The organism is Allobosea psychrotolerans (assembly GCF_002917105.1).
GTDB classification, from domain to species: Bacteria; Pseudomonadota; Alphaproteobacteria; order Rhizobiales; family Beijerinckiaceae; genus Allobosea; species Allobosea psychrotolerans.
Map to the genome: position 1 here is coordinate 256,564 of NZ_PQFZ01000006.1, position 25,526 is coordinate 282,089.

The 25,526-nt window shown below is 66.9% G+C and carries 22 protein-coding genes and 1 riboswitch; of the genes, 7 read left to right on the top strand and 15 right to left on the bottom strand.

The features are described 5' to 3' along the window. The first annotated feature begins 254 nt into the window (after positions 1 to 254). The 4 genes from CYD53_RS13175 (at position 255) to CYD53_RS13190 (ending at position 4,371) form a co-directional block, all read left to right on the top strand. On the top strand, positions 255 to 845 hold the full coding sequence (locus CYD53_RS13175; protein WP_103718541.1) for a prolyl-tRNA synthetase associated domain-containing protein: 591 nt from the start codon (positions 255 to 257) through the stop codon (positions 843 to 845). A 539-nt stretch (positions 846 to 1,384) separates the two neighbouring features. Further along, complete coding sequence (trxA, locus tag CYD53_RS13180; protein WP_103718542.1) at positions 1,385 to 2,284, top strand: thioredoxin; 900 nt, start codon at positions 1,385 to 1,387, stop codon at positions 2,282 to 2,284. A gap of 21 nt (positions 2,285 to 2,305) precedes the next feature. Continuing rightward, entirely contained in the window at positions 2,306 to 2,977 is a 672-nt protein-coding gene (locus tag CYD53_RS13185; RefSeq protein WP_103718543.1) for an LON peptidase substrate-binding domain-containing protein, read from the top strand. Then, positions 2,974 to 4,371, top strand: a complete 1,398-nt coding sequence (locus CYD53_RS13190) for an MFS transporter (protein ID WP_103718544.1) — start codon at positions 2,974 to 2,976, stop codon at positions 4,369 to 4,371. Before CYD53_RS13185 ends, CYD53_RS13190 begins: the two co-directional genes overlap by 4 nt. 189 nt (positions 4,372 to 4,560) lie before the next feature. Here CYD53_RS13190 and CYD53_RS13195 read toward each other — a convergent pair whose 3' ends face one another. Further along, positions 4,561 to 5,982, bottom strand: coding sequence for an arylsulfatase B (locus tag CYD53_RS13195; RefSeq protein ID WP_103718545.1), 1,422 nt, complete (start codon positions 5,980 to 5,982; stop codon positions 4,561 to 4,563). Positions 5,983 to 6,305: 323 nt separating this feature from the next. On the opposite strand from CYD53_RS13195, the gene CYD53_RS30875 reads away from it, so the two are divergent. Beyond that, positions 6,306 to 6,701, top strand: a complete 396-nt coding sequence (locus CYD53_RS30875; RefSeq protein WP_281261261.1) for an MFS transporter — start codon at positions 6,306 to 6,308, stop codon at positions 6,699 to 6,701. A 169-nt stretch (positions 6,702 to 6,870) separates the two neighbouring features. Here the strand turns inward: CYD53_RS30875 and CYD53_RS13205 are convergent, their stop codons facing one another. From CYD53_RS13205 to CYD53_RS13235, 7 genes are all read right to left on the bottom strand, one after another. After that, positions 6,871 to 8,307 carry a homospermidine synthase gene (locus CYD53_RS13205; RefSeq protein WP_103718546.1) on the bottom strand — a complete coding sequence of 479 codons (1,437 nt, stop codon included), beginning with the start codon at positions 8,305 to 8,307 and terminating at the stop codon, positions 6,871 to 6,873. A gap of 241 nt (positions 8,308 to 8,548) precedes the next feature. Further along, entirely contained in the window at positions 8,549 to 9,376 is an 828-nt protein-coding gene (locus CYD53_RS13210) for a phosphodiesterase (protein WP_103718620.1), read from the bottom strand. Between the two features lie 121 nt (positions 9,377 to 9,497). Further along, positions 9,498 to 10,829, bottom strand: a complete 1,332-nt coding sequence (locus tag CYD53_RS13215) for an ABC transporter substrate-binding protein (RefSeq protein WP_103718547.1) — start codon at positions 10,827 to 10,829, stop codon at positions 9,498 to 9,500. A gap of 12 nt (positions 10,830 to 10,841) precedes the next feature. Continuing rightward, positions 10,842 to 11,675 carry a carbohydrate ABC transporter permease gene (locus CYD53_RS13220; RefSeq protein WP_103718548.1) on the bottom strand — a complete coding sequence of 278 codons (834 nt, stop codon included), beginning with the start codon at positions 11,673 to 11,675 and terminating at the stop codon, positions 10,842 to 10,844. After that, positions 11,672 to 12,580, bottom strand: a complete 909-nt coding sequence (locus CYD53_RS13225; protein WP_245928224.1) for a carbohydrate ABC transporter permease — start codon at positions 12,578 to 12,580, stop codon at positions 11,672 to 11,674. Before CYD53_RS13225 ends, CYD53_RS13220 begins: the two co-directional genes overlap by 4 nt. A 136-nt stretch (positions 12,581 to 12,716) precedes the next feature. Then, positions 12,717 to 13,253 (bottom strand): GNAT family N-acetyltransferase, encoded by a 537-nt coding sequence (locus CYD53_RS13230; protein ID WP_103718549.1) that lies wholly within the window; start codon positions 13,251 to 13,253, stop codon positions 12,717 to 12,719. 244 nt (positions 13,254 to 13,497) lie between these two features. After that, positions 13,498 to 14,643: a type III PLP-dependent enzyme gene (locus CYD53_RS13235; RefSeq protein ID WP_069688905.1), complete on the bottom strand. Its 1,146-nt coding sequence runs from the start codon at positions 14,641 to 14,643 to the stop codon at positions 13,498 to 13,500. Between the two features lie 775 nt (positions 14,644 to 15,418). On the opposite strand from CYD53_RS13235, the gene CYD53_RS13240 reads away from it, so the two are divergent. Further along, positions 15,419 to 17,005 (top strand): OpgD/OpgG family glucan biosynthesis protein, encoded by a 1,587-nt coding sequence (locus CYD53_RS13240; protein WP_103718550.1) that lies wholly within the window; start codon positions 15,419 to 15,421, stop codon positions 17,003 to 17,005. 9 nt (positions 17,006 to 17,014) lie between these two features. Here the strand turns inward: CYD53_RS13240 and CYD53_RS13245 are convergent, their stop codons facing one another. Together CYD53_RS13245 and CYD53_RS13250 are read right to left on the bottom strand one after the other, a co-directional pair. After that, a complete protein-coding gene (locus CYD53_RS13245) occupies positions 17,015 to 17,584 on the bottom strand; it encodes a DUF4337 domain-containing protein (RefSeq protein ID WP_103718551.1) in 570 nt (189 codons plus the stop codon). Between the two features lie 99 nt (positions 17,585 to 17,683). Further along, positions 17,684 to 18,073 (bottom strand): RidA family protein, encoded by a 390-nt coding sequence (locus CYD53_RS13250; RefSeq protein WP_103718552.1) that lies wholly within the window; start codon positions 18,071 to 18,073, stop codon positions 17,684 to 17,686. 295 nt (positions 18,074 to 18,368) lie between these two features. On the opposite strand from CYD53_RS13250, the gene CYD53_RS13255 reads away from it, so the two are divergent. Beyond that, positions 18,369 to 19,079 carry an AprI/Inh family metalloprotease inhibitor gene (locus CYD53_RS13255; protein ID WP_425428289.1) on the top strand — a complete coding sequence of 237 codons (711 nt, stop codon included), beginning with the start codon at positions 18,369 to 18,371 and terminating at the stop codon, positions 19,077 to 19,079. A 286-nt stretch (positions 19,080 to 19,365) separates the two neighbouring features. On the opposite strand, the gene CYD53_RS13260 is transcribed toward CYD53_RS13255, so the two are convergent. The 5 genes from CYD53_RS13260 to CYD53_RS13280 form a co-directional block, all read right to left on the bottom strand. Next, the gene (locus CYD53_RS13260) at positions 19,366 to 19,980 is read right to left on the bottom strand and encodes a GNAT family N-acetyltransferase (protein WP_181011848.1); all 615 of its coding nucleotides are present in this window, start codon (positions 19,978 to 19,980) and stop codon (positions 19,366 to 19,368) included. Between the two features lie 117 nt (positions 19,981 to 20,097). Continuing rightward, a complete protein-coding gene (locus tag CYD53_RS13265; RefSeq protein ID WP_103718554.1) occupies positions 20,098 to 21,516 on the bottom strand; it encodes an ABC transporter ATP-binding protein in 1,419 nt (472 codons plus the stop codon). After that, entirely contained in the window at positions 21,513 to 22,355 is an 843-nt protein-coding gene (locus tag CYD53_RS13270; RefSeq protein ID WP_181011849.1) for an ABC transporter permease, read from the bottom strand. Before CYD53_RS13270 ends, CYD53_RS13265 begins: the two co-directional genes overlap by 4 nt. Positions 22,356 to 22,408: 53 nt before the next feature. Further along, positions 22,409 to 23,347, bottom strand: coding sequence for an ABC transporter permease (locus CYD53_RS13275; protein WP_103718623.1), 939 nt, complete (start codon positions 23,345 to 23,347; stop codon positions 22,409 to 22,411). Between the two features lie 11 nt (positions 23,348 to 23,358). Continuing rightward, on the bottom strand, positions 23,359 to 24,912 hold the full coding sequence (locus CYD53_RS13280) for an ABC transporter substrate-binding protein (RefSeq protein WP_103718556.1): 1,554 nt from the start codon (positions 24,910 to 24,912) through the stop codon (positions 23,359 to 23,361). A gap of 407 nt (positions 24,913 to 25,319) precedes the next feature. Beyond that, positions 25,320 to 25,516, bottom strand: a riboswitch (cobalamin riboswitch). Positions 25,517 to 25,526: the final 10 nt, after the last annotated feature.

Sequence of the window (25,526 nt, forward strand, 5' to 3'; positions counted from 1 at the left end):
TCGAACCCTCGACCCCAACCTTGGCAAGGTTGTGCTCTACCCCTGAGCTACTCCCGCGTCCGGACATGGTCGCGTCGTTTCCGGCGCGAGGCCGGCTTATTGCCCCAATCCGGAGCGCAGCGCAAGCGCCTAAATTCAACAAATTTCGCAAGCGCGGTTTTTCGCAGGCCTGACCGCTCCGGCATGAGCTTGCCGCTGGGCTCAGGCCATGGTTAGGCATCGCTTCGAACCGCTTAAGCCCGATATGAGCCGCAATGCCCGCTCCCCTGACGCCAGACGAACTCTGCGCCCATCTCTCCGCCCAGGGCCTGTCCTTCCACCGGCTCGAGCATCAGGCCGTGTTCACGGTCGAGGAATCGGCCTTGCTGCGCGGCAAGGTTCCCGGCCTGCACTCCAAGAACCTGTTCCTGAAGGACAAGAAGGGCCGGCTCTTCCTGGTCTCGGCGCGCGAGAACGCCCGCATCGACCTGAAGCGCCTGCATGAGGTGATCGGCGCGAGCGGGCGGCTCTCCTTCGGCTCGGCGCAATTGCTGCTGGAGAAGCTCGGCGTCACCCCGGGCTCGGTCACCGCCTTCGCCGTGATCAACGACCGCGCCAACGAGGTCACCATGGTGCTCGACGCCAATCTGATGACCGGCGAGGAGATGAATTTCCACCCGCTGATCAACACCGCGACGCTGCGCATCGGCCGCGACGACATGCTCGCCTTCCTGCGCGGCACCGGCCATGAGCCGATGATCGTCGATTTGCCGGTGCCCGATGATGTCGGCTCGAACCAGGCCGTCATTCCGGGGCAGGCCACTGGCCTGAGCCCGGAACCCAGAACCGATGCGCGCGACGTTTGAGGTTCGCCATGCGGGCGCATTATGGAGAACCCGCATCGGCTCTGGGTTCCGGGCTCGATCCTTCGGATTGCCCCGGAATGACGGCGTGGTTCCCACTCAGACACCGTTTGGAAAATCCCTCAGCCCTCATCCTGAGGAGCCATTCCTCTGGGAATGGCGTCTCGAAGGATGCTCCAGGAGGCTCCGGAACCATCTGGAGCATCCTTCGAGACGCCGCTTACGCGGCTCCTCAGGATGAGGGCTGGAGGTTCCAAACGGGCGCAAAAACCATCCGGCGCTCGAGCCCGCTGATCTCAGATGGAATCGAACGCGTGAAAGCAGGATCAATCCGAAAACCGGTGCCCACTTTTTCGCATCCTGCTCCTGCCCTCCCGATGGACAGAACGGCTCATCCTCCCCATCTATGGGCGGGATTGCGGCGATGGCCCGGTCCACCTAGAGGCTGAAAATTCGAGAGCCTTGCGCTTACGCAAAACCGGCACCCGGTTTTGCGCGCAATGTTCTAATTCCGACGATCTGATAGCGACGAAGGACGACCCATGCTGGTCAATGGCGATGCGACCGAAAAAGCCGGTCTGATCAAGGACACCACGACGCAAGCGTTCCGCCAGGATGTCGTGACCGAATCGATGACGCAGCCCGTGCTCGTCGATTTCTGGGCGCCCTGGTGCGGCCCCTGCAAGCAATTGACCCCGATCATCGAGAAGGCGGTCAAGGAGGCCAAGGGCAAGGTCAAGCTCGTCAAGATGAACATCGACGAGCATCCGCAGATCCCCGGCCAGCTCGGCATCCAGTCGATTCCCGCGGTGATCGCCTTCAAGCAGGGCCAGCCGATCGACGGCTTCATGGGCGCGCAGCCGGAAAGCCAGGTCAAGGCCTTCATCGAGAAGCTGGTCGGGCCGGTGGGGCCGGGCGAAGCCGAGGAGCTGATCGCGGCCGCCCAGGCCGCCGCCGAGGCCGGCGACCCCGCCGGCGCGAGCGAGCTCTATGCCGGGGTCCTCGAACTCGAACCCGAAAATCTCGCCGCCATCGCCGGGCTTTCCCGCCTGCATCTCGAGACGGGCGATCTCGACGGCGCCAAGGGCATCCTGGCGATGACGCCGGAGGCCAAGGCGGCCGACCCTGCGATCGCCGCGGTGCGGGCCGCGATCGAGCTCGCCGAACAGGCCGCCTCGCTCGGCGACACCGCCGAGCTGGAAGCCAAGGTCGCGGCCAATCCCAAGGACCACCAGGCCCGCTTCGACCTCGCCGTGGCGCTGAACGCCCGCGACCGGCGCGAGGAGGCGGTCGATCATCTCATCGCCATCATCAAGGCCGATAGAGCCTGGAACGATGACGGCGCGCGCAAGCAGCTGCTGCAGTTCTTCGAGGCCTGGGGCCCGATGGACGAGAACAGCCAGGCCGGCCGCCGCAAGCTCTCGACCCTGCTGTTCGCTTAAAACCCCAAGGAGCCACCGCAGATGGGCATGAATGCCGTCTACAACGGAGCCGAGGATTGCCCGCTGGTGATCCCTGTCTTCCCGCTGGCCGGCGCCCTGCTCCTGCCGCGCGGGCAGATGCCGCTCAACATCTTCGAGCCGCGCTATCTCGCCATGGTCGACGACGCGATCCGCACGCATCGCCTCATCGGCATGATCCAGCCCGAGCCCGAGGACGGCCGCCAGAGCGGCGAGCCCGAGCTGCTCAAGGTCGGCTGCCTCGGGCGGATCACCCAGTTCGCCGAGACCGGCGACGACCGCTATGTGCTGACGCTGACCGGCATCAGCCGCTTCCGGCTCGTCGAGGAGCTTTCGGTCAGCACGCCCTATCGCCAGGCTCGGGTTTCCTATGACGATTTCCTGATCGACTTCACCGCAAGGGCCGGCGAGGACGAGGTCGATCGCAACAGCCTGCTCAAGGCGCTGCGCGCCTTCGCCAAGGCCAATGAGCTCAAGATCGACTGGAAGGGCGTCAACGAGGCGCCCAACGAAGCCCTGGTCAACGCGCTCTCGATGATGTGCCCCTTCGGCCCGCGCGAAAAACAGGCGCTGCTGGAGGCGCCCAGCCTGAAGAACCGCGCCGAGGTTCTGGTCGCGATCACCGAGATCGAGATCGCGCGCGGCGGCGGCGCCCCGGAGACCACGCTGCAGTGAATCTGGCCGTCGCGAGCGCGGATGCGCAAACCATCAGCTATCCGCCCCGCCGCGCCGTCACGGCCTGGCTGTTCTTCGATTGGGCGGCCCAACCCTTCTTCACCCTGATCACCACCTTCGTCTTCGCGCCCTTCTTCGCCGCGGCGCTGGCCTCGGACCCGATCGCGGGCCAGGCGCTCTGGGGCTATGCGACCGGCTTCGCCGGCTTCTGCATCGCCCTGCTCTCGCCTTTGCTCGGCGGCATCGCCGACCGCACCGGCCCGCGCAAACCCTGGATCGCGACCTTCGGGGCGCTGCTGGTGCTGGGCTCCGGCATGCTCTGGTTCGCGGTGCCGGGCTCTAGCTCGGCGGTGCCGATCGCGCTCGCCGGTTTCGTCATCGCCACCATCGGCGCCGAATTCGCCACCACCTTCAACAATGCGATGATGACGCGGCTCGTCCCGCCGGAGCGATTGGGCTGGCTCTCGGGCACCGGCTGGGCGATCGGCTATCTCGGCGGCCTGCTCTCGCTGGCGATCACGCTCGCCCTGCTCGCCGCCGACCCGCAGACCGGCAAGACGCTCGCAGGGCTGACGCCGATCCTGGGTCTCGACGCCGCCGCCCGCGAGGGCGACCGCTTCTCCGGCCCGCTCACCGCGCTCTGGTTCATCGTCTTCGTCGCGCCGATGTTCTGGCTGACGCCGGATTCGGCCCGGACCGGCATGCGGCTCGGCGAAGCGGCCAAGGGTGGCGTCGGCCGGCTGAAGGCGACGCTTGCCGAATTGCCGCGCCTGCCCTCGCTCGGCCGCTTCCTGCTCGCCAACATGATCTACCAGGATGCGCTGGTGGCGCTCTTCGCCTTCGGCGGCATCTATGCCGCCGGCGTCTTCGGCTGGCAGACCATAGAGCTCGGCATCTTCGGCATCCTGCTCACCGTCACCGGCACGCTCGGCGCCTGGCTCGGCGGCAAGCTCGACGATGCGATCGGCGGCAAATCCGTGGTGCTGGGCGCGATCGCCTGCCTGCTGCTCGCCTGTTTCGGCATCCTCTCGCTCGGGCCCGACCATATCCTCTTCGTCATCCCCGCCGCCCCCGCCACGGCGGGCGACGGCCTCTTCGCCTCATTGCCGGAGCGGGTCTATCTCGGCCTCGGCCTGCTGATCGGCCTCGTCGCCGGGCCCTTGCAGGCCTCCTCGCGCAGCCTGATGGCGCGGATCGCGCCCGAGGGCCGCATCGGCGAGTTCTTCGGGCTGTTCGCGCTCTCGGGCAAGGTCACATCCTTCCTGGGCCCGACCCTGGTGGCGCTGGCGACGACGATCTTCGACAGCCAGCGCGCGGGGCTGGCGGTGCTGATCGCCTTCTTCCTGGCCGGCGGGGTGCTGCTGGCCGGCGTCAACGTGAAACGCGGGATGTAGCCGCATGTCATTCCGGGGCGGCCCGAAGGGCCGAACCCGGAGCCCATGACGGGGTACGATGTCGACCGGCCTCGCCCTCGATCGCGAGCCCGGTCGTGGGTTCCGGGTTCAGGCGCTGCGCGCCTGCCCCGGAATGACAGCCCTCACCGCACCAGGATGCTCCGGAGCTGCCGGGAATCGCCCCCCCGATCAATCGCCCTGAGCGAAGAAGGCGTCGTCGTTGGGGAAGACCGGCGCCGGTGCGTGACGGCCGAGATAGGACTTGAAGGTCGCCTCGAAGAACATCGACGGCTTCATCTCGCCCGCAAGATCGTTGATGCGCTTCTGCAGATCCGCGACGATCTGGGGGTTCTCTGCGACAAGGTTCTTCGCCTCGCCAGGATCCTGCGGCACGTTGAAGAGTTCGAGCTTGGCTGGCAGCGTCGTGCGCCAGACAAGCTTCCAGTCGCCCTGTCGAACGGCGCCGCGGAACATCTCGACATTATAGACGATCTCCTTGCGCGGCGAGGGCGCGCCCTCGCTGATCGTCTTCCAGATATCGGTGCCGTCGAGCGGTTTGGTGCCGGCCGTGCTGGCGCCCGCACGGGCGGCGAGCGTCGGCAACATGTCGACGACGTGCAGCGGCTCGTTGACCTTCTGCGGCTTGATGCGTCCCGGCCAGTTGGCCAGAGCGACGGCGCGAGTGCCGCCCTCATAGAGCGAGCCTTTGCCCTCGCGGAAGGGGCCGTTATTGGCCGGCAGCGCGCCCTTGGTTTCGATCTGCCCGGCGAAGGCGGCGGATTTCACGCCGCCATTGTCGCTGTGGAAGATCACCAGCGTGTTGTCGCGCATGCCCTTTTTCTGAAGGGCGGCCAGGACTGCGGCGATCTGGTCATCCATCGCATTGACCATGGCGGCATAGGTGCGCCGGTTCGGATCGGCGATCGACTTGAAGCGGTCGAGATATTCCTTCGGTGCCTGGAACGGCGTGTGCGGCGCGGTGAAGGCGAGATACATGAACATCGGCTTGGCCGGGTCATGCGCCTCGATATAGCGCACGGCATCCTTGCCAAGAAGCGAGGTCACGTAACCTGGCTCTTCGAGCTTCTTGTTGTTGCGGTACCAATCGGTGACGCCATGCACCTTATGGGTGAAGTGGTCGACCTCACCGATCAGCGCGCCGTACTGGTAATCGAAACCGCGCTGCTTCGGCCAGAGCTTTTGGTCGGCATGGCCGAGATGCCATTTACCGATGATGGCCGTGCTGTATCCGGCCTCCTTGAGAACCTGCGACAGCAGCTTCTCGTCGAGCGGGATGCCGAAGCTCTGCTCGGGCAGGATGACGAAGCTCTGCAGCCCGTAGCGCAGCGGGTAGCGGCCGGTCATCAGGGCCGCGCGCGTGGGCGTGCACATCGGCTGGACGTAGAACTGGTCGAGCGTCGCCCCCTCATTGGCGAGCTGGTCGATCGTCGGCGTCTTGATCTCGGCGCCGTGGAAGCCGACATCGGCCCAGCCGAGATCGTCGGCAACGATGTAGAGGATATTGGGCTTCGTCGCCCCCTGGGCCATGGCGGCGGCGGGCGCGAACAGAGCAAGCGCAAGGCAGCTTGAACGAAGCAAGTGCGAAATCATCGAGATCTCCCTTCGAAGCGAACGAACTGTCAGAAGCGCGAGGTGAAGCCCAGCACCGGTCCTTGCTGCAACGCGTTGAAGACGAAGGCACCGTTGCGATAGTCGACGTTCATCGCGCGATATCCAGCGAAGGCCGACCATGTCTCGCTGAAGGCCTAGCCAAGACCGCCGAAGACGTCCCATTCGTAGCGAGAGCCCCCTTGCCGATAATTGTGGTCTGGCAGAGGCGACTAACGTAGCGTCATGACGCAGTAATTCCAATAGCTGTAGTCTTGCCGGACTCGAACCGGAATCTGCACAGCTCCGGCGAAGGGGCCTTGGGCTTGGGCACGCCCTGCATCAGCGACAAGCGCCATCAATTTCCGCCAGCGATCATTGCTCACACGGTGTGGCTGTGCTTCCCCCTGCGCCTGATGGAGGAGATGCTGCTGGAGCGCGGCATTGCCGTTTCCTACGAGACGGTGCGGCGCCGGGCGTTGAAATTCGGGCAGGACTACGCCCGCGGCCTGATGGCGCGGATCGCGCCCGAGGGCCGCGTCGGCGAGTTCTTCGGCCTGTTCGCGCGCTCGGGGAAGGTCACGTCCTTCCTGGGGCCGACGCTGGTGGCGCTGGCGACGACGATCTTCGACAGCCAGCGCGCGGGCCCGGCCGTGCTGATCGCCTTCTTCCTGGCCGGCGGGGCGCTGCTGGCGGGGGTGAAGATCGAGCGGGCGAGGTGAAGAGTGTCATCCCGCACGCGCTGCGGCACGAAGTGCCGCCGCGCAGATGCGGGACCGCCATCAGGAAAGGGAGCTTTCCCGCGCCTCGCCGAAGGGGCGCCTTGCTCGCACGCGGTCCCGTGTCTGCGCCGCAGCATTGCATGCCGCAGCGCGCACGGAATGACAGCCCTCACCGCACCAGGATGTTGCGGAACTGCCAGGGATCGCTCTCGTCGATATCCTCGGGGAAGAAGCCCGGGCGGCCGTCGAGCGGCGTCCAGTCGGTATAGGCGCCGGTGACCGGCCCGAGATAGGGCAGCTGCACTTCGAGGCAGCGGCGGAAATCCATCTCGTCGGCCTCGACGATGCCGGCCTTGGGGTTCTCCAGCGCCCAGACCATGCCGGCGAGCACGGCCGAGGTCACCTGCATGCCGGTGGCGTTCTGATAGGGCGCGATCCGGCGGGTCTCCTCGACGGAGAGCTGCGAGCCGTACCAATAGGCATTCTTGCCATGGCCGTAGAGCAGCACGCCGAGCTCGTCGATGCCGTCGACGATCTCGTCCTCCTCGAGGATGTGGTGCTCCTCCTGCACCTGGCCGGCATTGCCGAACATCTCGTGCAGCGAGAGCACGGCGTCATTGGCCGGGTGGTAGGCGTAATGGCAGGTCGGCCGGTAGACCGGCTTGCCGGTCTCGTCGCGCACGGTGAAATAATCTGCGATCGAGATCGACTCGTTATGCGTCACCAGGAAGCCGTATTGCGGCCCCGGCGTCGGGCACCAGCTCCGGACGCGGGTGTTGGCGCCGGGCTGGAGCAGGTAGATCGCGGCCTTGCAGCCGGCCTCGTGCTCGCGGCCGTTCTCCGGCATCCAGGTCTCATGCGTGCCCCAGCCGAGCTCGGCCGGCTGCATGCCCTCGGAGACGAAGCCCTCAACCGACCAGGTGTTGACGAAGACGCCGCGGGGCTTGGGGTGCTTGGCGCGCTGCGTGTCGCGCTCGGCGATGTGGATGCCCTTGACGCCGACCTGCTGGGCGAGCTTGCCCCACTCCTCGCGCGTCTTGGGCTCGGGCGTCTGCAGGCCGAGATCGGCGGCGATGTTGAGCAGGCCCTGCTTGACGAACCAGGAGACCATGCCGGGATTGGCCCCGCAGCAGGAGACGGCCGTGGTCGTGCCGGCCGGGCGGGCATGCTTGGCGCCGATCGTCGCCTCGCGCAGCGCATAGTTGGAGCGCTCGGCCGCGCCCTTGCTGTGGTCGAAATAGAAGCCGAGCCAGGGCTCGTTGACGGTGTCGATATAGAGCGCGCCGAGATCGGAGCAGAACTGCATGATGTCGAGCGAGCCGGTATCGACCGACAGGTTGACGCAGAAGCCCTGGCCGCCGCCGATCGTGAGCAGCGGCTCCAGCAGCGTCTTGTAGTTCTCCCGCGTCACCGCCTCCTTGATGAAGCGGATGCCACGCTCGTCGAGCAGGTCACGATCGGCATCATCGGGCGCGATCACCACGAAGCGCGACCGGTCGTACTCGAAATGCCGTTCGATCAGCGGCAGCGTGCCGCGGCCGATGGAGCCGAAGCCGATCATCACGATCGGGCCGGTGATCTTTCCGTGTACGGGCCAGTTGCTCATTCTCTGGTTGTCTCCTTCGCGGTTGCGCGTCGTTGGTGGGAATGGCCTTGCATGGCCATCGCCGGCTCGTAGGGGGGAAGCGCGCCCTGAGTCAAATCATGGCCGGCCGGCTTTGCGAGAGCCGGATGATTTCAGATGGAATCACAGAGTGATTCCATCTGAAATCTGAATCCGTCTCTCATCCCGGGAGTGAGAGCAGGATCGATGCGCAAAACCGGTTCCCACTTTTTCGCATCCTGCTCTAGTGAGCTCCGGGATAATCGGCATCGAGCACGAAGGGATAGGGCCCGGCGAAACGCTCGACATAGGCCGTGTGACTGACGAAACCCGCGCCCTCGCGCCAGCTATGCAGCAGATAGGCCGCCGGCTCCATATGGAAGGTCGCGGCACCGTCATCGCTCAGATCGAGCGTCACCTGATGCGTCACGCTGGGCGCGATCTGCGCGATGGTGCCGGCGAAGCGCGTCACGACCGGCCGATGGTGATGGCCGCAGACGACGCGCTCGATATTGGGATGGCGCGCGACGATGGCGGCGAAATCCGCCGCGCCCTCGAGCAGGCGAATCGCATCCATATGCGCAATGCCGCAATCGAAGGGCGGGTGGTGCATGAAGATCGCCACCGGCTTGCCATTCGCCTCGGCCAGCGCCCGCTCGAGCACGGCAAGCCGCGCCGGGCAGAGCCCGCCGAAGCTCTGCCCCGGCACCAGCGTGTCCAAGCCGATCAGGCGCATCGGCCCGAGATCGGCGACGAACTGGATGAAGCCGCCATCGCGCAGGGTCCGCGGATCGAGCTTCAGCCCGGCGACCAATGTCTCGCGGCGGTCGTGATTGCCCGGCAATAGCAGAACCGGGATGTCGAGCCGGCTCAGCAAGCTCTGCAGCAGCTCATATTCCTCGGCCAGCCCGCAATCGGTCAGGTCCCCGGTGATGACGAGGACATCGGGACGCGGCCGCAGGCTTGCGACCGCATCGAGCGCGCGCTCGGTCAGCGCATTGGTCTCGGAGACGCGATAGGCCGGCTTGCCGCGCGGGCGGACATGCAGGTCGGTGATATGGGCGATGAGCATGGCTGATCCGGTCTTGAAGGGCGTCATGGCCGGGTTCGACCCGGCCATCTCAGGAAGGAAAGGCGACGCGGAGATGCCCGGGTCGAAGCCCGGGCATGACCTTCGTCGCAGGCGGCCGACCTCAATTCGTCGGCAGCTTCAGCGCGGTCTGCTCGACATAGGGCCGCATGACCTCGTCGGCGGTCTTCTGCGCGGCAACGAGCGCCTCCTTCGGCGCCTTCTTGCCGGAGAGCACGGCCTGCAACTCGTCCTCGATCGCCTTGCGGACGGGGACGGTCTTGTAGGTCGCGAACCACGGCTTGGCGAAGGCGAGCTGCTTCACCGCGATGCCGGCGTCCGGATTCTTGGCCAGGAACTCCTTCATCTCGGGCAGGTCATAGGCGGCCATGTTCGGCGCGAAATAGCCGGTGGCGCGGCTCCACCAGCCGGACTTCTCGGGCGCAGTCAGCCAGTTGATCAGCGTCCAGGCGGCCTGCCGGCGCGCGCCCTCGACGCCGGTCGGGATGACGAGCGAGGCGCCGCCGATCGGCACCTCGTTCTTCACGTTCTTGGGCACGAAGGCGACCTTGTAGGGGAATTTCGCATTGCTGCGGATATGCGTCAGCGAACCGGTCGAGAGCAGCACCATCGAGGACTGGCCCGAGAGGAAGGCGCTGGAGACCGCGCCGCCCGCCTGCACGCCGGCGGGATGAACCTTGGCCTTGGCGACGAGGTCGGACCAGAAGGTCAGCGCGCCGAGCATGGACGGGGTGTCGTAATAGACCTCGCCGCCGTAATCGACATTGAACCACTGCCCGCCATTGGACTGGGTCAGCGCCTGCAGGATCCAGCCGCCGTAATCGTAATTGGAAGGCATCGTGATGCCCCAGCGGGTGACGCGGTCGCCCTCGCGCTTGGTCAGCTTCTTGGCGGCGGCGGCGAACTCTTCCCAGGTGGCCGGCAGCTTGTCGGGGTCGAGGCCGGCTTCCTTGAAATGGTCGGCATTGATGTAGAGCAGCGGCGTCGAATTGTGGAAGGGCACGCCATAGACCGAGCGGTCGAGCACGGCATTGCCATAGAGCGCCGGGAAGAACTGGCCCATGAACTGGTCGTTGCTCTTGCCGTCGGCCTTGATCAGCCCGTCGAGCGGCTGAATCTCGCCCTCGATCTTGAGGTCGAGCAGGAAGTTCGCCGACATGATCGCTGCCGCCGGCGGCTTGCCGGCCTTCATCGCGGCGCGGGTCTTGATCAGCGTCTCGTCATAGCTGCCGGTATAGACCGGCGTCGCCTTGATCGCGGGATGGGTCTCGTTGAACTCCTTGATCATGGTGGCCATGTCGCGGGCGAGCTGCCCGTCGACCGGAACCGGGAAGAACAGTTCGATTTCGGTGGGAGCCTGCGCGAAGGCCGGGGAGAGCGCAAAGCTCGCGGCAAGGGCCGCGCCTGCGAGGACGGAGCGACGGGTGGTCGTCATGTTGGCTGCCTTTTACTTGATGCCGGATGAGACGAAGGAGTTGACGAAGGCGCGCTGGAACAGCGCAAAGGCGATCAGCAGCGGCGCGCTGACCATGAGCGTGCCCGCCGCGATGACGCCCCAGGCCTGCGCGCCCTCGGCGCCGCGCGTGAAGGTCGCGAGCCCGACGGTGAGCGGGCGCAGATCGGGCGAATTGATCACCATCAGCGGCCAGAGGAACTCGTTCCAATGCGCGGTGACGGAGACGATCGAGAAGGCGATCAGCGAGGGCTTCGCCAGGGGCAGATAGATGAAGCGAATGCGCTGCCAGATATTGGCGCCGTCGATCAGCGCCGCATCCTCGAGCTCGCGCGGGATCACCTTGAAGGCCTGGCGCATCAGGAAGGTGCCGAAGGCCGAGGCGAAATAGGGCGCCATCACGCCGAGCAGCGTGTCGTAGAGCCCGAGCTGGGCGACCATCACCAGATTGGGCACCATCAGCACGACCGGCGCGAGCATGAGCTGGAGCAGGAAGAGATAGAAGCAGAGCGTGCGGCCGGGAAACTCGATCCGCGCGAAGACATAGCCGGCTAACGTCACCGTGACGAGCTGGACGGCGAGGATGCCGAAGCTGATGATCGTCGTGTTCAGCGTGTAGCGCGGGAAATCGGCCGAGCCCCAGGCCTCGGCGAAATTGCCGAGCGTCGGGATGTAGCGCGGCACCAGCGAGGCCATGCCGGCGCCCATGCTCTCGGGGTTGAAGGCCGCGACCAGCATCCAGATGAATGGCACCATCCACAGCGCCGCAATAGTGAGCGTGGCGCCATAGCCGAGCTTGGGCGAGATTTCGCGATTGGCGACGCTCATGCCTCGCGCTCCCCGAAGGAGCGCTCGAGCGTGCGCAGCGAGGAGGCGGTGATGGCAAGCAGCAGCGCCAGCATCACCAGCGTGCCCGCCGCGGCGCGGCCCGCATCATAGCTCTCGACCGCCTGCTGATAGACATAGAACAGCAGGAGATTGGTCGAATCCGAGGGCCCGCCCTTGGTCAGCACGAAAACATGGTCGACCTGCGTCACCACATTGAGCAGGCCGATGACCAGCACGAAGCCGATCGTCGGCTTGAGATAGGGCAGCGTGATGTGGCGCAGGCGCTGCCAGGGGCCGGCGCCGTCGAGGATCGCCGCCTCATAAGCGTCCGCCGGCACGGCCTGGAGGCCCGCCAGGAAGAACAGCATGTAGTAGCCGGCATTCTTCCAGATCGTCAGGCCCATGATCGAGTAGAGCGCGACATCGGGATCGCCGAGCCAGTTCGGCCCGCTCAGGGCGAGCTTGGCGAGGTGGTAGTCGAGCAGGCCGACATTGGGCAGGAACAGGAACAGGAAGATCGAGGCCGCAGCGACCAGCGGAATCAGCACCGGCAGGAAGAACAGCGCCCGCAGCAGCGTATTGACCCGGTTCGACTTGGCCAGCGCCATGGCGAAGCCGAGCGCCAGGACGAGGCTGGGGACCACCGTGCCGAAGGCATAGACCAGGTTGTTGACGAGCGCCTTGCGGAAGGCCGGGTCGGCGAAGAGCTTGAGGAAGTTGTCGAGCCCGACATAGACCTGCGGCCCACCGATCTTGCGCTGGTTGTGCAGCGCCTGCCAGGCGACCTCGACCACCGGCCAATAGGTGAACAGCGCCAGGAACAGGAGCGAGGGCGACAGCATCGCGAAGGCGAGCAGGGTCGTGCGCCGCGGCCGCCATTTCGCGACCCGCCACTGCGCTGCCATTCCCGTCACCAGTACCGCGTCAGCCATCATCCCACCTTTGGCGGGGGTCATGGCGGCGATGGGCGACGAAGCCGCTACAGATCAGTGACGAAACCATGACAGACCCGGCCAATGGCCGGGTCCGGGTGGCTTATTTTCAGGCAGCGCGCCGGATCGGCTCCGCGAAGACCGGTGTGGCGTCCAGACGCCCTGTCGCCGCCAGCATGCCGCTGGCGCCCGCGAGCGCGCCGTCGCGCAATTCGAGCGCGAGGAAGCGCTCGCGCTCAACCGGGCCCGGCATGGCGAGATCGCGCGTCAATGCGCCGGAGAAGCCGAAGCGCTCGTAATAGGGCGCATCGCCGACGAGCAGGATCGCGCCATGTCCACGGCAGGCCGCGCGCCAGATCACTTCCCGCATCATCGCCTTGCCGACGCCCTCGCCCTGGAGCTCAGGCGCGACGGCCAGCGGGCCGAGCAGCAGCGCCGGGACGCCGCTGGCCTCGACATGCCAGAGCCGCACGGTTGCGACGACGACGCCGTCGCGCTCGGCGGTCAGGGCGAGACCCTGGGCCGGCAGCCGGCCCTCGCGCAGGCGCTCGCTCGACTTCGCCGCCCGGCGCTCGCCGAGGCAGAGATCGAGCAGGGCCTCGCGGGCCGCGACATCGGACGGGATTTCCTCGCGGATCGTGATCATGACGCACCTCCGGCCGGACCGCCCAAGACAGCCAAGGCTGCGCAGACCTTCCCGGCGCCGCGCGAGCGCGGCCACAAGACTAAAGGGATGTGTGGAAGAGGGTCCGGCGGGAGCCACGGCCGCGGCGCTCCCTTCTGGAGGCGCGGACGCTCCACCCGACATCGCTGGGCGGCCTGCCGCTCATGGCAGGGCGCTTCGCCGGACCCGATTGGTGAGGGGCGCGGGTTAGACGCGCTCCGTTTCGTCAGATGACGTATTGCCTCAGCGGCGGGAAGCCGTTGAAGGCGACGGCCGAATAGGTCGTCGTATAGGCGCCCGTGCCCTCGATCAGCACGCGATCGCCGATCTCCAGGCTGAACGGCAGCATGTACGGGGTCTTCTCGTACATGACGTCGACCGAATCGCAGGTCGGGCCGGCGAGCACGCATGGCACCGTCGCATCGCCGTCGCGGGCGGTGCGGATCGGGTAGCGGATCGCCTCGTCCATGGTCTCGGCGAGACCGTTGAACTTGCCGATGTCGAGATAGACCCAGCGCACATCGTCGCTCTCGGCCTTCTTCGAGATCAGCACGACCTCCGCCTCGATCAGCCCGGCCTCGCCGACCATGCCGCGGCCCGGCTCGATGATCGTCTCGGGCAGCTGGTTGCCGAAATGCTTCGACAGCGCCCGGAAGATCGCGTCGCCATAGGAGGGCACGCCCGGAATCGGCTTCAGGTAGCGCGCCGGGAAGCCGCCGCCGAGATTGACCATCGACAGCGAGAGACCGCGGGTGGCGCATTCCTTGAAGACCGCCGAGGCCGAGGCCAGGGCGGAATCCCAGGCGTTCACATTCGCCTGCTGCGAGCCGACATGGAACGAGATGCCATACGCGGTCAGGCCCAGGCGATGGCCGTGCTCTAGCACGTCCGCGGCCATTTCGGGCACGCAGCCGAACTTGCGCGAGAGCGGCCAGTCGGCGCCGGCGCCGTCGCAGAGGATGCGGCAGAAGATGCGCGCATCCGCCACGCCGACCTTCTCGGCCGAACGGGAGACCTTGTCGACTTCGGCCGTGCAGTCGACGGCGAAGAGGCGCACGCCGAGCTCCATGGCGCGCACGACGTCGCGCTCCTTCTTGATCGTGTTGCCGAAGGAGATGCGGTCGGCGGTCGCGCCGGCCGCAAGCGCGAGCTCGATCTCGACAACCGAGGCGCAATCGAAGCAGGAGCCGAGCTTGGCCAGGAGCCCGAGCACTTCCGGCGCGGGATTCGCCTTCACGGCGTAGAACACGCGCGTGTCGGGGAGAGCCCGCGAGAAGGCATGATAGTTCTCGCGCACGACATCGAGGTCGATGACGACGCAAGGCCCATCCTCACGGCGGGTGCGAAGGAATTCACGGATGCGCTCGGTCATGAGACGCTGCTCCTCCGGCGCAAGCGGCGCCGATGCGACATGAAGCCGGCTGAGCCGTCGGCGATTCAAGGCGCGATGGAGACGCCAAGAACAGCCGAACAACTAAGTTCGGACTCTGATAACCGTCGCTTGGGGAGACCCCGCACGCCCGGCAATGAAGGACAAGCCTCTTCGGTGCTGGTCTTTGGAGGACCAGCGAGACCAAAAAAAGCCCGTTCCGTCGTTGCTTTAAGCTGCGTCCCCCGTGGAGATTCGGGGTTCGCCGGTTTCGCCTCCGGCTGCCAGTCGCTGTTCGGTGACAGTTCCCTTGGGAGGAACCGGGAGCGTGATTTGAGGGGATATCCATCCCCCTCCATCCGTCTCCAACACCTGGCGGCTGTCCGGCCTCTTGTCCGGATGCCCACCGACTGACACGCGGCCACAGGCACGTGCGAATTGGGTGAACGCGATATACGGATTGCCGACCGCGACTACAAGTTTTTTTTGCCCCCCGCCGTGGATTTTTTGACGAACGCGGCCAGCGGGCCGTGTTCGTTCTTGCAGTGCAGGACTCAAGCCCGCCTTTCGCAGAAACGGATGCGGTTTCCGAACGGGTTCAGCTTCTGACCGGAGCGCGAGACCGGCATCGAGATCGGGAAAGTCGGTCTGCGCGATTGTCAACGGCGCGCGCCGCCGCAAGCTGCGGCGCCCGTGCCCTAGACCGGCCCCAATTCATCGCCTAAGTCACTGTCTCGACACGCCTTCACCGGCAATCGCGATAGGGTTTCCGCGTCACATGATCCAGACCGACCGCCGCCAGGTCCTGGCAGGCCTCGCCGCCGTTTTGAGCCTTTCAGCAGCGCCTTCCGCCCTGCTGGCCCAGCAGCCTGAGCCGCAGCAGCCCGCCCCTTCGCCGCCGCAGCCGCGCTTCGGTTTCGAGGAGGTGGTGCGCCGCGCCCGCGAGATCGCCGGCGTTCCCTACGAGCCCGGCCCGACGCTGCCGGAACCGCTCTCGAGGCTCGACTTCGATTCATGGCGCGATATCCGCTTCCGGCCCGAGCGGGCGCTGCTGGCGCAGAACGGCTCGCCGTTCCGGATGCAGATGTTCCATCCCGGCTTCCTGTTCACCCGGCCGGTTGTGGTCAACGTCGTGCGCGACGGCGTGCCGACGCCGGTGCCCTACTCCGCCAGCCTGTTCGACTACGGCAAGGTCAAGTTCGAGAAGCCGCTGCCGGTCAATCTCGGCTTCGCCGGCTTCCGGCTGCACTACCCGCTGAACGATCCGCGCGTCCTGGACGAATTGATCTCCTTCATCGGCGCGAGCTATTTCCGGGTGCTCGGCCGCGAGCAGCGCTATGGCCTGTCCGCGCGCGGGCTGACCATCGGGGCGGGCGTGCCCGGCGGCGAGGAGTTCCCGATGTTCCGGGAGTTCTGGGTCGAGGCGCCCGCCGCCAATGCCGACCGTGTCACGGTCTACGCCCTGCTCGATTCGGCCTCCGTCACCGGCGCCTATCGCTTCCATATCTATCCTGACGTCGACAGCGTGGTCGACATCGCCGTCACCCTGTTCCCGCGCAAGCCCATCGAGAAGCTCGGCCTCGCGCCTTTGACCTCGATGTTCTTCACCGGCGAGAACGACCGCCGCTTCCATGACGATTTCCGCACTGAATTGCATGATTCCGACGGGCTGATGATCCATTCCGGCACCGGTGAATGGATCTGGCGCCCGCTGCGCAACCCCCGCCAGCAGGCGGTCTCCTCCTTCGTCGAGCGCAATGTGCGCGGCTTCGGCCTGATGCAGCGCGACCGCGTCTTCGAGCACTATCAGGATCTCGACCTGAGCTATGAGCTGCGGCCGTCCTACTGGATCGAGCCGCTGGGCGATTGGGGCGAGGGCGTCGTCGAACTGATCGAGCTGCCGACGACTGACGAGACCAACGACAATATCGTCGCGCTCTGGGCCCCGAAGTCGCCGCTCGAACCCGGCCGCGAATTCTCCTTCGGCTACAAGCTCACCGCGATGCTCGACTCGGCCGATCTGCATCCGGGCGGGCGCATCATCAACACCTATCAGGCCAAGCCCAAGGCGCTCGGCTCGGGCGAACCGGTCACCGAGGGCGCTCGCCGCTTCATCGTCGATTTCGCCGGCGGCGACCTCGAATACCATCTGCGCCAGCCCGACAAGGTCGAGATCGTGCCCTCGATCGCCTATGGCCGCATCGACCGCGCCTTCATCGTGCCCAACCCCAAGACGCAAGGCTTCCGCGCCTTCATCGACATCGTCGTCGAGCCCGGCCAGCTCGCGGAGATGCGCGCCTTCCTCAGGAGCGGCGAGAAGACCCTGACCGAGACCTGGAGCTATCCCTGGCGGGCGGAAAGCTGAGGTCCGCCATCAGGTCAGCAGCTTGACCAGCCAGTCCGGATGCAGACCCCAGCCGAGGAAGCCCGCCAGCCCCATCACGATGCCGGTGCCGCCCGACAGCCAGGCCAGGCACAGCAGCATCCAGCTCTCGGTCAGCGCCGCAACCGCCGCGGCCGCGATGGCGATCGAGATCAGTGCATCGGAGATGTCGAACTGGTCGTCCTGGAAGTTGAGCTTTTCGATCGAGGCTTCCAGCCGCTTCGCCTTTTCGAACAGCGTCTTGGACGAGGCGTCGTAGCCGGCGATCGCCTCGTCGTTGCGCTTGCGCTCCGTCGCGACGGCCTGAGCATCCAGACCAGGCAGGTTCGCCGTGAGGCGGATCGTCTGATTGGCCGCCTCGACGATGCGCAGCTTCATCCGCGCTGCCTGGTATTCGTTCCAGCTATCGACCGAATCGGCCTTGGCCGTCTGGATGGCCTGGACGATGTTGTCGTCCTTGATCTTGGAGACGGCGGTGAACACCGACAGGATGACCACCGTCACCGCGACGAGGCTGTTCATGCGCTTATTGGCGCTGTCGCTCTTGGTCTCGATATCCATGATGCCCCGCTTGTTCCGTTCACTCCGGCAATAGCTGATTCCCGGCGCGTGCGGGCATCGCACCCCGGAATCTCTCGACCGCGCCCCGCACGGCCGCTCTCAGCCGTCCGAAGCTGCCGCAACGACCTCGATCTCGACCTTGAAGGCCGGCAGCGTGAAACCCGAGACGATCATCAGCGTGGAGGCCGGCGGCGGCGAACCGACATGAGCGTCGCGCGATTCCATATAGCCCTTCATATGGGCGCGGTCGGTGACATAGGCGTTGATGCGCACGATATCGGCCAGCGTCATGCCGGCTTCACCCAGGATCGCCGCGATATTGGCGAAGCAGAGATCGGCCTGGGCGCGGACATCCTCCGGAACCGTGCCGTCCTGGGCGACGCCGAGCTGGCCCGAGCAGAAGACGAGTCGCTGGCCGGCCGGCAATTCGACGCCATGGCTGTAGCGGGCGAAGGGTTTGGCGATCGTGGTCGGTGCGAGCGGCTTCATGGCAAAGGTCTCCAGGCAGGCGGCAGGACTATGCCTTGCGAGAGGGCCTGGAACCAGAGCGCGCGTCGCGGGTTCGCAAGCAGTCGGGCCTGCTCCGGATCATCGGCCCGGACAGCGGAAACCGGTCTTCGGGTCAAGCCGATGCATGATCACAGTTTTACAGCATCGGACCGAATACGATATTCGGTCCGATGCTGTAAAAGCAGCGCAGCAATGTCCTGCTCATGCCATGTTCAGCCGGCGTGGCCATGATCGGAGACGAGACGTGCAGAATGATGATCGAACGGAACGCCGCATGACCACCAAGATCGCAGGCAGGCCTCGCACCGCAGGCGCGGCCATGCTCCTCAAGGCCGCCGGCCTCGTGCCCCTGCTCGCCTTGACCGCCTGCGCGGGCTCGCAGCGTTTCAGCTTCGACAGCCCTGGTCGATCAGGCATGCCGAGCTACGACCCGCCGCCGCTGCAATCGGCGCCGCCGATCAGTTCCGCGCCCGTGACCTCGGAGCCGCTGCCCCCGCCGGGCGGCTATCCCGTCGCCTCCGCGCCGGCCTCGCCCGGCGCCTTACCGCCGCCGCAGGACCCCTACTACAACCCCAATGCCGGCGCTCCCGTCAGCGCGACCCCGCCCCCCGCCCAGCCCGCCGAGGTGCCGGCCTTGCGTGGCGGCGGCGGCCAGGTCGCCACACTGGGCGGCGGAGCCGGCCCGGCGCGCGGCGCGGTTTCGTCGCGCGATGGCATCGTCGGCAACTGGACGGCGCGCGAAGCCACCGGCGGCTCCTGCAAGGTCCAGCTCTCCAGCGCGCCTGCGCTTGACCTCTACCGCGCCAACGCGGCCGGCTGCGCCAACCGCGACCTGCAGAAGGTCACCGCCTGGGACTACCGTGACGGCGAGGTCTATCTCTATCAGCAAGGCGGCTCGGTGGTCGCGCGCCTGCGCGCCAGCGATGGCGGCGCGATGAACGGCGCCGTGACGAAATCGGGCGCCGCGCTCTCGCTCAACCGCTAGAGTGTTTTCGAGCGAAGTGGATACCGGTTCCCTCGCGACAAACGCGAAGCGTTTGCGCGGAGAAAACGCGTTAAAACAATAGCCTAGAGCAATTGAACGATCCATTTGGATCGGAAATGGCTCTAGGTCTGATCAGCATTCGAGCTTCGCCTTGAGCCGTCATTGCGAGCGCAAGCGAAGCAATCCAAGGGGCCGTCGAGCGAGACCTCCTGGATTGCTTCGTCGCTGACGCCCCTCGCAATGACGATTCAAGCCAAAGCGAAAATGCGCTGGCGGCGCGCGCCGGTCAGGCGCGCGAGGAGCGTCCGAACAGGGCCTGCGGCCAGAATCTGCGCTGCAGCGACAGCGCCAGCGTGGCGAAGCCCTTGGCGTTGTCGAAGGCCTCGTCGAGGATGGTGAAGGGCGTCGGCCCGCCGGTCGCGATCGAGCCCTCGACATCGTTGTAGCCGCCGACGAGATCGGCCTCGAACTTGCGCGCGAGACGGCGCATCGCCGCATTCTCCGGCAGGCAGGTCATGTAGAGCGTGCGGATGCCGCGATTGCGCCCGGCCGTGATCAGGCGGCTGAACAATTGCTCGCCGAGCCCGCGCCGGCGCCAGGCCTTCTCGACGCTGAAGGCGGCCTCGCCGGTCTGGGTGACGATGTCCTCCAGCCCGCGCAACTCGCCTGCACCGCGAACCTCGCCGTCCTCGATATAGGCATAGACCAGCCCGCCGACGCCGAAGGTCGTCGCGGCGTAGTTGACGAGGAAATCATCGTTCACGGCCGTGCCGAAGCGCTCGCGCCGCGTCACCGCGTCGAGCCGGAGCAGATGGGCGGTGAAGAGGTCGCGTTCCGTGGGCCAAAGCCGACGGATTTCACCATGGCCGGTCACAGCGCCGGCCTTTTTGGAACTTGCCAATGTCATCTCCTGTAACAGCGCGAAATCGCTGCGCTACCGACCAGGAGGCGTGTCTTCCCTAACTTGTGCATCAGATCGTATGTTGCAGCGCACAATACAAGAGGCGCGCCGCCGAATTCAACGCCCGATCGTGATCACCTCGTCGGCCGTCGCCGCCAGCAGGGCCCGGTCATGCCCGATCAGCACGAGTCCGACCTCCTCGCCCGCAACGACCTCCCGCAAGAGCGCGATCGTCTCGCGCTGGACCAGCGGATCGAGCCGCGAGGTCGGCTCGTCCGCCACGATCAGCTCCGGCTTCATCAGCAGGATGCGCGCCAGCGCCAGTCTTTGCGCCTCGCCGCCCGAGACTTCTCCCGGCCGGCGCCGCAGCAATCGCGGATCAAGCCGCAGCCGCTCGAGCAGGGGCGGCAGATCGCGGACGAGATCGAGCTCGGGCGAGACCTCCTTGAGGTCGGCGAGCTGCAGGCCGAGGCTGCGGCCGGGCAGGAAGACGCTGGCGGGGTCCTGATGCAGCTTCTGGTAGCGGCGACGCAGGCGCTTCAGCGCCGTGCGATCGCGATAGGGGTCGCAGCCGGCCCAGCTCACCTCGCCGGCATCGGGCGCCTGCAAGCCGAGCAGGATATTGCCGAGCGTGGTCTTGCCGCAGCCGCTGGGGCCGGTGAGCGCGAGCACGCCACCGCGCGGGACATGGATGTCGAGCCCCTCGAACAGCGCCGCCCGGCCCCGGAAACCGAAACGCAGGCCATGACCGGCAAGCACCGGAGCATCGACCGCGCAGCAGCGCAGGCTCGGCCGCCAGCGCGAGGGATCGGCCTCGATCCAGGCGCGGGTATAGGCCTGGCGCGGCGTCGCGAAGACGGCCGCGCTCTCGCCCTGCTCGACGATACGGCCTTCGCACAGGACTGCGAGCCGCCCGCCGAGCGCGCGCGCCAGCGCGATGTCATGCGTGATCACCAGGAGCGCGCGCCCGGCCTGCCCGAGCGACAGCAGGAGATCGCGCGTCTGGTCGAGCCTTTCGGGATCGAGCCCCTTGGTCGGCTCGTCGGCGATCAGCAGCGGCGCGCGCCCCACCAGGACGGAGGCGACGAGCACGCGCTGCGCCATGCCGCCCGACAGCGTCAGCGGATAGGCCTGTGCGATCTCCGGCGCGAGCCCGACGGCCTGCAGCACTGCGGCGGCATCGGTCGGCCCAGCCCGCTCGAAGAGCTGGCGGCCGATGCGCATCGTCGGGTCGAGCGCGGCGCGCGGCTCCTGCGGCAGCAGCATGGTCTCGCGCGACCAGAACAGCCGCAGGAGCCCGGCCTGCCCGGCATCGACCGGCGCATGGCCGTTGATCGCGATCGTCCCACTCGCAGCGAAGCCTTGCGGCAAGAGGCCCATCACCGCCTGGGCGATCAGGCTCTTGCCGCTGCCGGTCTCACCGATCAGGACCAGCGTCCCGCCGGCCTCGACCGCGAGATCGACGCCGGCAACGACCAGCGCGCCATGGCCGTCGCGAATGGCGAGACCGCGGATGACGAGGGCGGGCGGGCTCATCGTTCAGTCTCCTGGCCCGAATCGGGTTCCGACAAGGCCTGCCCGAGCAGGGTCGCGCCGAGCACGGAGATGAAGATCGCCAGGCAAGGCGCCGCCATCTGCACCGGCGCCTCGGCGAGGTAAGGCAGGAGTTCGCCGATCATCGCGCCCCATTCCGGCGTCGGCGGCTGCAAGCCCAGGCCCAGGAAGCCGAGCGCCGAGATCGACATGATCGCGGCCCCCAGCCCCAGCGTCGCCAGCGTCGTGGTCTGGCGCAGCACGGCGGGCAGGACGTGTCGGACGAGCAGGGTGCGCACTGGGAAGCCCGCCAGCCGTGCCGCCTCGACATGCGGCTCCTTGAGCTCGCCCAGCGCGATGGCGCGCGCCATCCGGGCGAATTGCGGCCACAGCGTCAATTTGATGCCGATCAGCATGGGCAGCACGCCGCCGCCGAGAAAGCCGGAGATCACCAGCGCCAGCAGGATGCCGGGAAAAGCCAGCATCAGATCGGCGAGACGCATGATCGCCATCTCGCTCCAGCGCCCGGCATAGGCGGCGATCAGGCCGAGCCCGAGGCCAAGCCCCGTGGCGGCGCCGACGCAGGCGAGCGCGATCCCCAGCGAGCGACCCGCCCCATGCGCCAGCCGCGCGAACACGTCGCGCCCGACATGGTCCGTTCCGAGCGGATGCGCGAGCGAGGGTCCTTCGAGCACATGCAGCAGGTCCTGCACTGTGGGATCATGCGGCGACAGCAAGGGCCCAAACAGCGCGAGCCCAGCCACGACGGCCAGCAGGACCAGCGGCAAGGCGAGACCGGCCTTTGGCCGATATCCGCCCTCAGCCCTCATCCCGAGGAGCATTCGGAACGGCTCGTCGGGACGAGGTTTGATGAGGTCGGAAACCGCCTGCCCGCTCATGCCGGAAACCTCGCGGCCTGGCGCGGATCCAGAGCGAGGCAGGCAAGATCGGCCAGGAGGTTGACGCCGGCATAGACCAGCCCGATCACCAGCCCCGCGCCCATCACCACCGGCAGGTCGCGGGCGAGCAGCGCCTTGACCAGCAATTCACCCAGCCCCGGATAGTTGAACAGCATCTCGACCACGACGAAGCCGTCGACCATGTAGGCGAATTGCAGGGCGGCGAACGTCGCGACCGGGATCGCCGCATTCCGCAGGCCGTGATGGCGGAAGGCCGATGCGGCCGAGCGCCCCCTGATCCGCGCGAAGGTCATGTAGAAGGCGCCACGCACCTCGACCACCGCATTGCGGATGATCCTGACCGAGAAGGCCGCCAGGCCCAGCGCCAGCGTCAAGGCCGGCAGGACCATATGGGCGCCTGTCCGGTAGCCCGCGGGCGGCAGCCAGCGCAGGCTGAGCGCAAAGACCGAGATCAGGCCGATGCCGACGAGGAAGCTCGGCAGCGAGGCGAGCGCCACGGCGATGCCTGTCGTCACGCGATCGAGCCAGCCTCCCGGCGCAAAACCGCAGGCAATGCCGAGCGGCAGGGCGATGAGATAGGAGACCAGCCAGCCGAGCGCGCCCAGGCCGAGCGTGAAGCGGCCGTGATAGGCGATCTCCTGCCGCACCGGCTGGCGCGAGACCAGCGATTGGCCGAGATCGCCGGTCGCGATGCGGCCGAGCCAGGCGGCGTATTGCACGGCCAAGGGCCGGTCGAGCCCTTCCTCGCGGCGAATGCGTTCGGTCGTCTCGATCGTCACCCGCTCGTCGCCGACACGGGCCGCCGCGATGCGCAGCGCCATGTCGCCGGGCAAGGCATGGATGAAGGCGAAGCACAGCGTCGCCAAGAGCCAGGCCGTCAGCGCGGCCTGCGCGGCGCGCGTCCCGAGCAGCATGAGCGCCGGCCTCACTTCCAGGCCATCCGTTCGACGAGGTAGCGCATCTCATAGGGGTCGATCGCGACGTTCCTGATCCGCCCGGACACCGCGACGCTGTGTTCGCTCCAGGAGACGGGGACGACGGGCATCTGGTCGTGCAGCAAGGCGATGATCTGCCCCCGCAACGCGTCCTTGCTCGCCTCGTCGAAGCTCGCGAGATAGGCGTCCGTCAGGGCCTTGACCCGATCCCGACCGTCCCAGCGCACCGTCCCCCAGACCGAGCGCTCGCGCGTGAAGTCGGGGATGATCGTCGCGATCGGTTCGGGCACATTGACGTAGGTGCGCGAGACCAGCGTGAACTGCATGGTGCCGTCCTTGATCGCGGCGGGGACGCTGTTGCCGGGACCGACCTCGATCACGACCTCCATGCCGATCCCACGCAATTGCGCCTGGATGGCTGACGCCATGACCGGCAGCTCCGGTCGGTTGACCAGCGTCAGGAGCTTGGCTGAGAGGCGGACGCCGTCCTTGACGCGGATGCCGTCGCCGGCCGCGATCCACCCGGCCTCGTCGAGCAGCTTGCGCGCCGCCGCGGGATCATGGGCGATGGCCGGCAGACCCTGGCGATGCCAGCCCGTCATGATCGGCGGCAGGAGCTGTGAGGCGCTCGAATCCGGATGGCGCAGGATCGCCCTGGCGATGCCGTCGCGATCGACGGTCATGGCGATGGCGCGGCGGACGCGAAGATCGGAGAATTGCGGCAACCCGCTGTCGAAGAACAGCGCGCGGACCCGCGGAATGGTCAGGCTCTCGACCTTCATCTGGCCGGCAGCGTTGATCCGGGCCGTCGCGGTGGGGCTGAGCGTATAGACGAGGTCGGCGTCGCCGGCGATCGCGATATTGGCGCGGGTATCGCCATTGACCACCGCCATATAGCGCAGCCTGGCGATGGCGGGCCTGGTCCGCGCATAGCCTTCGAAGCGGTCGAGCTCCAGCGTCGTCCTGCCGTCGACCGAGCTGAGCTTGTAGGGCCCGGTCGCCACGATCTTCGTGACCTTGCCCTCAGTGCCGTAAGCGGAGGGCGCGAGCACGATCGAGGCGTAGTCGCACAGGAAAGCCGGCAGTACGCTGAAGGGCGTCCTGGTGCGGATCACGACATCGGCGCCATCGACGGACACGCTGTCGAGCGGCACGGCCGAAAGGCTCTCGCCGATGAAGGACTGCTTCAGGCTGGCCGCCACGGCTTCCGCCGTCACGGGGCTGCCGTCATGGAAGCTCAGCCCCGCGCGCAGCTTGAAGCGCCAGCTCAGCTTGTCCTCGGAAATCGACCAGCTTTCGGCGATGCCGCCAACGAGCTGGCCTTCCGGCTCGACCTGCACCAGCGTCTCCGCGACCCCGAGGCGGGTCAGGATATAGCCGGTGTCGGCCGGGTCGTTCGAGGTGTACTCCCAGGGCGCGACCACGCGCAGCACAGGCTCGCCCTGCTGGGCCAGTGATGGCACGGCCGAGCCGAGCAGGGCTATGGCCGGCAGGGCCGAGGCCAGCCCGATCAGGGCGCGGCGCGATATCGTCGTCAGATTCATGGCGGCAATCTCCGATGGATCAAAGGATCAGCCCGGCTCGCGGGCGCAGGGGATGAAGGATCGGCCTTGAGCCGCACGCAGCGCGCGCGGTCTCGCCGCGGCCCGGCGCGATCATTCGCGCCCAGGCTTCCAGCTCCGCGTCGGAGCGGATCCTGTGATCTCGGGAGAGAGCGACGATCGCGGCAAGTCTCGTCCAATAGGCGCGGATTTCGTCCTTCAGGCCGAAATTCACGCCTCCGGAAGCGACCGCCTCGATGCCTAGGGGGGCAGCATTCGACATCCGTCACCGGCTTCCCTTGGATGGGAGGCGGCCGGTGCTTCGGCGCCGTTCGAACCCGGTTGCGCGACCAGAACGCGCAAGTGAGCGACCGTCATCAGAGCTCCTTCCGGGGCACCCCGCCCGGTTGCATGGCTTCACGACGTCGGCAGGTCTCCTGGCTCGCGGGTCCAAGCTTCGTTCGGCCTTCCCGGGGCAAGCCCAGTGGCATGATCGAACGTCGCTCGCCGCTGACAGTTGCGGGGGCAGCTCCGGAATCGCGTACTTGCGCGCGCTCACCGGATTCCCTTTTGATCTCTCTCGAGAACCGACCCGGCCAAGGAAGCACACCGCCTTG

Bases quoted from the DNA above. Each gene is read 5' to 3' on its own strand.
- CYD53_RS13175 (WP_103718541.1), top strand. From the start codon at position 255: ATGCCCGCTCCCCTGACGCCAGACGAACTCTGCGCCCATCTCTCCGCC.
- trxA (WP_103718542.1), top strand. From the start codon at position 1,385: ATGCTGGTCAATGGCGATGCGACCGAAAAAGCCGGTCTGATCAAGGAC.
- CYD53_RS13185 (WP_103718543.1), top strand. From the start codon at position 2,306: ATGGGCATGAATGCCGTCTACAACGGAGCCGAGGATTGCCCGCTGGTG.
- CYD53_RS13195 (WP_103718545.1), bottom strand. From the start codon at position 5,982: ATGATTTCGCACTTGCTTCGTTCAAGCTGCCTTGCGCTTGCTCTGTTC.
- CYD53_RS13205 (WP_103718546.1), bottom strand. From the start codon at position 8,307: ATGAGCAACTGGCCCGTACACGGAAAGATCACCGGCCCGATCGTGATG.
- CYD53_RS13210 (WP_103718620.1), bottom strand. From the start codon at position 9,376: ATGCTCATCGCCCATATCACCGACCTGCATGTCCGCCCGCGCGGCAAG.
- CYD53_RS13215 (WP_103718547.1), bottom strand. From the start codon at position 10,829: ATGACGACCACCCGTCGCTCCGTCCTCGCAGGCGCGGCCCTTGCCGCG.
- CYD53_RS13220 (WP_103718548.1), bottom strand. From the start codon at position 11,675: ATGAGCGTCGCCAATCGCGAAATCTCGCCCAAGCTCGGCTATGGCGCC.
- CYD53_RS13225 (WP_245928224.1), bottom strand. From the start codon at position 12,580: ATGGCAGCGCAGTGGCGGGTCGCGAAATGGCGGCCGCGGCGCACGACC.
- CYD53_RS13230 (WP_103718549.1), bottom strand. From the start codon at position 13,253: ATGATCACGATCCGCGAGGAAATCCCGTCCGATGTCGCGGCCCGCGAG.
- CYD53_RS13235 (WP_069688905.1), bottom strand. From the start codon at position 14,643: ATGACCGAGCGCATCCGTGAATTCCTTCGCACCCGCCGTGAGGATGGG.
- CYD53_RS13240 (WP_103718550.1), top strand. From the start codon at position 15,419: ATGATCCAGACCGACCGCCGCCAGGTCCTGGCAGGCCTCGCCGCCGTT.
- CYD53_RS13245 (WP_103718551.1), bottom strand. From the start codon at position 17,584: ATGGATATCGAGACCAAGAGCGACAGCGCCAATAAGCGCATGAACAGC.
- CYD53_RS13250 (WP_103718552.1), bottom strand. From the start codon at position 18,073: ATGAAGCCGCTCGCACCGACCACGATCGCCAAACCCTTCGCCCGCTAC.
- CYD53_RS13255 (WP_425428289.1), top strand. From the start codon at position 18,369: ATGACCACCAAGATCGCAGGCAGGCCTCGCACCGCAGGCGCGGCCATG.
- CYD53_RS13265 (WP_103718554.1), bottom strand. From the start codon at position 21,516: ATGAGCCCGCCCGCCCTCGTCATCCGCGGTCTCGCCATTCGCGACGGC.
- CYD53_RS13270 (WP_181011849.1), bottom strand. From the start codon at position 22,355: ATGCTCCTCGGGATGAGGGCTGAGGGCGGATATCGGCCAAAGGCCGGT.
- CYD53_RS13275 (WP_103718623.1), bottom strand. From the start codon at position 23,347: ATGCTGCTCGGGACGCGCGCCGCGCAGGCCGCGCTGACGGCCTGGCTC.
- CYD53_RS13280 (WP_103718556.1), bottom strand. From the start codon at position 24,912: ATGAATCTGACGACGATATCGCGCCGCGCCCTGATCGGGCTGGCCTCG.